Below are 7,802 nucleotides of genomic sequence, written 5' to 3'. Positions count from 1 at the left end.
CTTATAAGGATTCTCTGTTTTTTAATCCTGCACTTAAACTGATGAGCCCTGCCCATAGTTATACCCATTATCGTCCACGATATACTGCCGAGGCGAAAAATAGTGAACGGGAACAGGAGCGGGAACGGATAGGGTATAAAGTAAAAAAGGGTGAAACGCTTGGGTTGATTGCACAAAAATATGAAGTGTCGGTTTCAGACCTGAAGCATTGGAACAAATTGAGAAAGAATACAGTAAAATATGGTCAGAAATTAGTCGTTTATTTAAACCATAAAGTAAGGGAAAAGGATAATGATAATAATTTAGTGGCTGAAAAACGAAATCTTGATAAGAAATCAGAAACCGTAAAAGGTTCTGATACAGCTGAAGTCACAAAGAAAGACAAGAAATCAAGGACTGCAGAAGCCAGCAATTTTATTTATTATAAAGTAAAAGAGGGTGATACATTATCGGAAATTGCCAGCAGATATCCGGGCAACAGTGATAAAGAACTGATGGAGCTGAACAATTTGCAGGCATCTGATAAAATTATGCCAGGGCAAAAATTAAAAATCCGTAAAAAAGGTTAAGCTTTAAGACTTTTGAATCTGATCAATGAAACCTTATAAATTATTATTGATTTATATTTCGGTTTTCCTCATTCTTTTTGTATTGATATTTGTTTTTCCCTCCGGGGGGGTAAAAATTGGAAATTTTAATTTTCATTTTGTTAAGCTTGATGATTTTATTCATCAAAAGAATCCGGGTTATCAGGATATTTCGTTTATAATGAAACAGAGTTCGGCGATTAAGGCCGATTCACTTGCCGCCGTGTATCGTCAACCCATAGTACTACAGGGTAAAGAAGACAGTATCTTTTCAAATAAATCAAATTATATAAATGTAGCTTTCCAGTATCAGAGCAAGGGAAGGTTAGGCGACAGCTTATCTGCCCTTTTCTTTCCACTGGAATTTCCTCAAGGGAATCATCGGCTGATTTATTCTTTTTTCTCCAGTCTTTATCATTTGAATCAAACCAGGGAATTAATACGGGTCCTGCATTATGGGGATTCCCAAATTGAGGGTGACCGGATTACTTCCTATATCCGGAACCGGTTGCAGGAGTCTTTTGGCGGCGGAGGTATAGGATTATTCCCTGTTGTCAGGGGAACGAACCTGTCTGTATCTTATGCGCAGAATATATCCGGAGATTGGAAAAGTTTTTCCATGAATAATACATCCGGTCACCAGCATATAAATTGGGGCATGCTCGGCAATTATGCCACACTTCAAAAAGACAAAAAAAATAATTTTTACGAAGGCTGGATAGATTTAAAAAGGACAAATTTTTCTTATCCGAGAAGTTACGCTTTCCATAGGTGCACTTTTTTTTATGGTGACAATACCCAGCCGATGGCAGTTACTTTGTTGGGGAATTCGGGAATTTCCCGGGCGGGAGTATTGGCACCTGCAAAGGGCATAAATACTCAAACCTGGTTGTTAAGTACTACACCACAACAGTTTACATTCAGATTTTGGGGAAAATCCAGTCCGAAAATTTATGGAATAGCTTTTGATGATACCTCGGGGGTGGCTGTCGATAATATCCCCATGAGAGGAAGTTTGGGGATGAATTTTACTTCCATGAATATAGGATTTTTAAAGGAAATGTTTCACCTTCTGAATATAAAGCTTGTTATTTTTCAGTTTGGAGCTAATGTAGTACCTGGGCTTTTGACCAATTATTCCTTTTATGAAAGGCATTTATATTATCAATTGAGACTGATCAGGCAAATACAACCAGGATTATGTGTTATTGTTATGGGTGTTTCGGATATGTCGCGCAAAAATGGTGAAAATTATGAATCCTATCCCAATATTGAAAAAGTAAGGGATGCTCAGCGGGCAGCAGCTTTTAAGGCAGGATGCATGTTCTGGGATACTTATCAGGCAATGGGAGGAAAAAATTCAATGCCAAGCTGGGTCTTTTCCAATCCATCGCTTGCCCGTAAGGATTTCGTACATTTTAGCCCCTGCGGGGCCAAAGTAATTGCTGAGATGTTCTACAATTCTTTACAGAGAGAATATAGAATATACTGTAAGGAAAGATCAATTCATACAAAAAGAAAAGGATAATAAATTTGGCAAAGGATAGGGCAGAACAATGTCAATTCGTGATTTTATGGTGTTTACAGGTTATAGTAAATGATAAATTATATATCTTTGAATTTTAAATTTATCTTATGGGAAAAATAGTTGGAGTATTAACCTCAGGAGGCGATAGTCCTGGATTAAATGCGGCTATCCGTGGTTTGGGCAAAGCTGCGCTGGGTTGCTATGGCATGAAAGTGATTGGTTTTCGCGACGGTTTTAGAGGAGTCATGGAAAACCAAACCGTAAACCTCGATGGAGGTAGCTTATCTGGTATTTTGACACTGGGTGGAACTATTTTAGGAACCAGTCGAGAAAAGCCATATAAAATGATGGTTGATGGCAAAGAATGTGATATGACCAAAACCATTGTTGAAAATTATTATAAAAATAAGCTGGATGTTCTTGTTTGCATTGGTGGGGGAGGAACCCAGAAAAATGCTTATCATTTGCAAAAACAGGGGCTTAACATCATTACCTTGCCCAAGACTATTGATAATGATGTGGCCATGACCGATGTTACCTTTGGCTTCGATACTGCCCTGGGAATAGCCGTTGATGCTATTGACCGTTTACATAGCACTGCCCATAGTCATCACAGAATTATCTTATGTGAAATTATGGGGCATAAAGCTGGCTGGCTTGCATTGGGTGCCGGGATTTCTGGGGGTGCCGATGTTATCCTTATCCCTGAGATTCCTTATAATCTGAATAATGTTTCTGATTCTATACTTAAAAGAAGTAAAGTTGGAAAATCCTTTAGTATTGTTGCGATTGCTGAAGGCGCGATGTCTGTAAACTTTGCCAATGAACTGCAAAAGCTTGAAGCAAAATATAAAGAGTACAAAGGAACAAGTAAAAAGGATAAAATCAAGACAGAGTTAAATGAGTTGAAAACTCTTCATATGACCAACACCATACGTGTTGCTCGAAAATTAGAAGAACTTACCGGGCTTGAATCGAGAGTTACCATTTTGGGACATTTACAAAGAGGGGGTACTCCTTCGGCTGAAGATCGTTTGTTGTCGACCCGTTTTGGTACTTCATGTGCGGAATTAATCAAGGAAGGAAAATATGGAGTGATGGTCGCTCTGCATGGTGATAACGTGGAACCTGTTCCTCTGGAAAAAGTTGTAGGAAAAACAAAAACTGTTCCTCTGGATCATCCCTGGATTGATAGCGCCAAAAAGGTGGGGACCTGTTTCGGCGATTGATCCTTTGAGTTTTGATTGTTGTTTAAGATATGCCAGGTCGTGATTGTATAGGTAATTGTTTTATACTAAGGTTTTTAATAAATTTCTGCCGAAAAATCATTGTTACCTGAGCATTTCTGTTTATTTTGTTTCCTGTCAAAATATTAGAAAAAGTTTCTCGCCTGTTAACCTATTGCCTTACTGATAACCTAATTAATATACTGCTTTTCTGCCCTGCTTTATTTTTCTGTTTAATCCGGGATTAGAAAGTTCCATTTTTCAATATTAAGTTGGGACTTTGGTCGTCTTTTATGTTAAAAATATCCGGATGGATGAATTTAAAGCATATAGGAAATATCAGTGTTCACTATTAAAACATTTTTATAATAATATTGTTTTTCATACGGTCTATTTGTTCAAATTAAAATAATTATGGTGCCTACAGCAAGAAGACAAATTTTTCAGACAGAAGCTCCCGGAAGGTGGAAAAAGTTCATTTGGATATTGAGGGTTATTGCGGTTCTTATGGCAATGGCTATTTTTGTGCTTACTTATTCTATATTACACAAGACCAGCTATCCACTTCCCAATTTGATCGGGACAAAAGTAGTTTATAAAAGGTTGTCGTCTCAGGTTATAAAAAATTCTTTAAATCAGGATGAAAAAGAAAAACTGACGGAAGACCTGAAGTATATCCGTTCAAAAAAAAGGCGTAACTTTTATCAGGTTAAAATGACTTTGCCGCCCATCACTAAAAATATCTTTCCCGTTAGAGCGGGTTTTTATGTTAACTGGGACCGTCAGTCGTATTATTCTTTGGTCAACCATATTTCTAAAATGAATTTGGTCATACCCGAATGGCTTTTCCTTTCGGATAGTTCAGATATTATTTCTGTCAAAATTGACTCTGCTGCATTGAATATTATGCGGAAAAGCAAAATTGCCGTCGTCCCTTTAATTTCAAACTTTTATAAAGGATCCTGGAACAGCAAACGGACACATCAGTTATTTGTTTCACCCTTCAAACGAAAGTTATTTATTGATAAACTTCTAATTATTCTGGAACATTATCATTTTCAGGGGATAAATATAGACTTTGAAGATCTATCAGAAACCACGGATGAATATGTAATTAATTTTCAGCGGGAATTGTATAAGGCATTACATGCAAAAGGTTTTTGGGTTACCCAGGATGTAGTCCCTTTCAATCCCGATTATAATCTGAAGGCTTTAAATGCCTACAATGACTTGTTTTTCCTGATGGGGTACGACCAACATAGTTCAATGGGAATGCCCGGTCCGATTGCTGCTCAGAGCTGGGTGGAAAAGGCATTAAATGAAATTCTTGCTAAAGTGCCATCTGAAAAAGTGGTACTTTGTATTCCTACTTATGGCTATGATTGGGCTGTGGGCTATCAGGGCGAGGATGTCAGTTATCAGGACGCCATCACTGCTGCTATTGGCTATGGCAGTAATATCGTTTTTGATAACAATACTTATAACCTGAGTTTTTCCTATACAGATGACGGGGGCCTGGTTCACAAGGTGTTTTTTACCGATGCGGTTACTAATTTCAACCTTATGCGAACCGCTGAAGATTATTCAACTGCCGGAGTGGCTTTATGGCGCTTGGGAGCAGAAGATACCCGCTTGTGGAAATTTTATGACAAACCGCTGCAATTAGGATGGATTATTCGAAATCCTATCAATTACAGGAAATTTGAAAGACTGAATTCTGCATATAATGTTGATTTTGTTGGAGACGGAGAAATTTTGGATATTATTGAATCTCCTCACCCCGGTCGGGCCAGTCTGGAAGTAAATATTAACGATCAGTTAATTTCTGAAGAAAAATATGATATCCTGCCTACCTGTTATGTAATTAAGCGTACCGGTATAGCCCATAAAAAAATCGCCCTCACTTTTGATGACGGACCGGATGAAAATTATACACCAAAAATTTTAAATATATTAAAATTTTATCATGTACCGGCCACCTTTTTTATTACCGGTGTGAATGCCGAATCCAATATTCCCCTGGTGAAAAAAATATATGATTACGGATTTGAAATTGGTAACCACACCTTTACTCATCCTAATTTTGAGGAAACATCAAAAGACAGGACGACCTTTGAACTTCGTGCCACCAATTTGTTGTTGGAAAGCATTCTGGGAAGAAGGACCTTCCTGTTCAGGCCTCCTTACAGCACAGATACTGAACCAATGAATATTTATCAGCTCAGGCCATTGGAAATTGCAAAAAATGAGGATTTGTATTGTATCGGTGCATTGATTGATCCCAATGATTGGCAAAAAGGAGTTACGGCTGATACGATTATTTCCAGAGTAAAAAGTCAGGAAAAGCTTGGAAATATCATCCTCCTTCATGATGCAGGTGGAAACAGGACGCAGACTGTAAAGGCATTGCCTGCTATTATCCGTTTTTTCAAGAACAAGGGATATTCGTTCGTGCTGGTATCTGATTTGATGGGTAAAACCCGTAATGAGGTTATGCCTTCAATTGCCGGGGGAATAGATAAATATGCGCTTTATGCCGATAAGACTATTTTTGAAATCACTTATTTCTATGAGCATATTTTAGCCGGCATATTTTTCCTGGCCTTGTTGCTTACCTTTGCACGGACTATTTCGCTGGGATTTTTGGCATGGTATAATCAAAGGAAAATAAAAAAGACAGCCGTTATCCCGGCATCTGCAGTAAGTCTCATGGAGGAATCTTCATTGAAGAAAGTGAGTATCATTGTTCCTGCATATAATGAGGCGGTTACGGCAGTGAAAACGGTAAAAAACCTTTTAAATTGTAACTATCCCGATTTTGAAGTCATCTTTGTTGATGATGGTTCAAAAGATGATACCCTGGCAACAGTTAAAAGGACTTTTGAAGGAGTTTCGAATGTGACTGTATTAACAAAACCAAATGGGGGTAAGGCTTCTGCCTTAAACTTGGGACTTGAACATGCTCAGGGAGAAATATTGATTTGCATTGATGCAGATACTTTGTTGAATCCAGATGCTGCATCTATTCTTGTTAAAGCTTTTGATCAGGATGATATTGCTGCCGTTGCCGGAAATGTCAAAGTAGGCAACCAGGTAAACCTGCTTACCCGTTGGCAATCGATAGAATATACAACAAGTCAGAATTTCGACCGGCTCGCTTTTGATTATGTAAATGCTATTATGGTTGTTCCCGGAGCAATAGGGGCTTTCAGAAAGGATTATATCTTGTCTGTGGGCGGTTTTATGAATGACACCCTTGCCGAAGATTGTGATATTACCATTAGGCTATTGAGGGCCGGGTACAGGGTAAGGACCTGTAATGAGGCTTTGTCGATGACCGAAGCTCCTGAAAATGTCAGGATGTTCATTAAACAACGTTTCCGTTGGACATTCGGTATCATGCAGTGTTTCTGGAAACACAAGGATTTGCTTTTTAGTGGAAAGAAGAGCAATATCGGTTGGATTTTAATGCCCAATGTCCTTATTTTTCAACTCGTTTTGCCTTTGTTTTCCCCGATTATCGATTTTATGATGCTTATTTCTCTATTTACAAGCAGTGCTTTGAAAATTGCTGTATTTTATTTTGCATACATGATCGTTGATTGTATTATTTCAGGCTATGCTTTTCACCTGGATAAACAGCGGTTTACCCTTAAAACAATTGCCAGGTTGTTTGTACAGCGGATTGTGTACCGGCAATTTTTATGTTATGTCTTGATTAAAGCTTACCTTAGGGCTGTAAAAGGCGAATTAACAAGCTGGGGAGTATTAAAACGTACCGGAAATGTTCAGTGATTTGTTAATCATTCACAAGTAAAATATTTAAGTAACAATTGATGAGTTACTTAAAAGTAGCGAATTGGAAAAAATACCTGCATTACAATAGTTTTGCAGGTATTTTTTTTGATTGGTTAACACATTTGTGATGGTGTTTTGCGGATTTTTTATTTTTTCAGCCTCCAACCGAAGGTGTTTTTAAGTGATTTTCCATTCCTGATTTTAGCCAACTCGGAGTTTATGTGGCTTCTACCTCTGTCTTTTACCCCTATACATCCCCAATTCCATAGGTATAATAAAAAACAATGGGTAGTTATGTGTTTTTTTCCTCAAAAAATCTTTTTTTTAAAATTTATTAATCATAAATTTGAGTTGTTCGGACATTAATACAGTTTATTTCATCAAAGAAAATTGTGAGTTGGTCAAAATTGTAATTTTGCTTTATGTAACTTTTTAGTTTAAAATTGATAGAGAATATGTTATATTTAATATTTGAATAAATATGCAGTTGTTTTGAATGAGTTAAGACATGTATTTCAGGAAATAACAGAACTTATAATGTTCCTTTTCGTATAATTATTACATGCTCTCCCTGGAATTTCCTCAGATTCCTTTTTTGTGTTAAGCGACAATTTAAAATAAAGATTTATGAATTTGTTCCGGTGTATTCAAAGTTCATGGTGT

Annotated in this window: 4 protein-coding genes; all 4 read left to right on the top strand. The window is 37.3% G+C overall.

The genetic code is table 11. The features are described from left to right. Positions 1-569 (top strand): LysM peptidoglycan-binding domain-containing protein (locus Q8907_09960; GenBank protein ID MDP4274590.1); only part of this gene is annotated, 569 nt, incomplete at its 5' end. 199 nt (positions 570-768) lie between these two features. Further along, entirely contained in the window at positions 769-2,115 is a 1,347-nt protein-coding gene (locus tag Q8907_09955) for a hypothetical protein (GenBank protein ID MDP4274589.1), read from the top strand. Between the two features lie 107 nt (positions 2,116-2,222). Continuing rightward, positions 2,223-3,344: an ATP-dependent 6-phosphofructokinase gene (locus Q8907_09950; protein MDP4274588.1), complete on the top strand. Its 1,122-nt coding sequence runs from the start codon at positions 2,223-2,225 to the stop codon at positions 3,342-3,344. A gap of 411 nt (positions 3,345-3,755) precedes the next feature. Beyond that, the gene (locus tag Q8907_09945) at positions 3,756-7,136 is read left to right on the top strand and encodes a glycosyltransferase (protein MDP4274587.1); all 3,381 of its coding nucleotides are present in this window, start codon (positions 3,756-3,758) and stop codon (positions 7,134-7,136) included. Positions 7,137-7,802: the final 666 nt, after the last annotated feature.

The sequence above is a fragment of the Bacteroidota bacterium genome (assembly GCA_030706565.1).
Classification (GTDB): domain Bacteria; phylum Bacteroidota; class Bacteroidia; order Bacteroidales; family JAUZOH01; genus JAUZOH01.
Note: the sequence above shows the minus strand (reverse complement) of the source record. Positions and strands in the feature narration are given on the sequence as shown.

Bases quoted from the DNA above. Each gene is read 5' to 3' on its own strand.
- Q8907_09955 (MDP4274589.1), top strand. From the start codon at position 769: ATGAAACAGAGTTCGGCGATTAAGGCCGATTCACTTGCCGCCGTGTAT.
- Q8907_09945 (MDP4274587.1), top strand. From the start codon at position 3,756: ATGGTGCCTACAGCAAGAAGACAAATTTTTCAGACAGAAGCTCCCGGA.
- Q8907_09950 (MDP4274588.1), top strand. From the start codon at position 2,223: ATGGGAAAAATAGTTGGAGTATTAACCTCAGGAGGCGATAGTCCTGGA.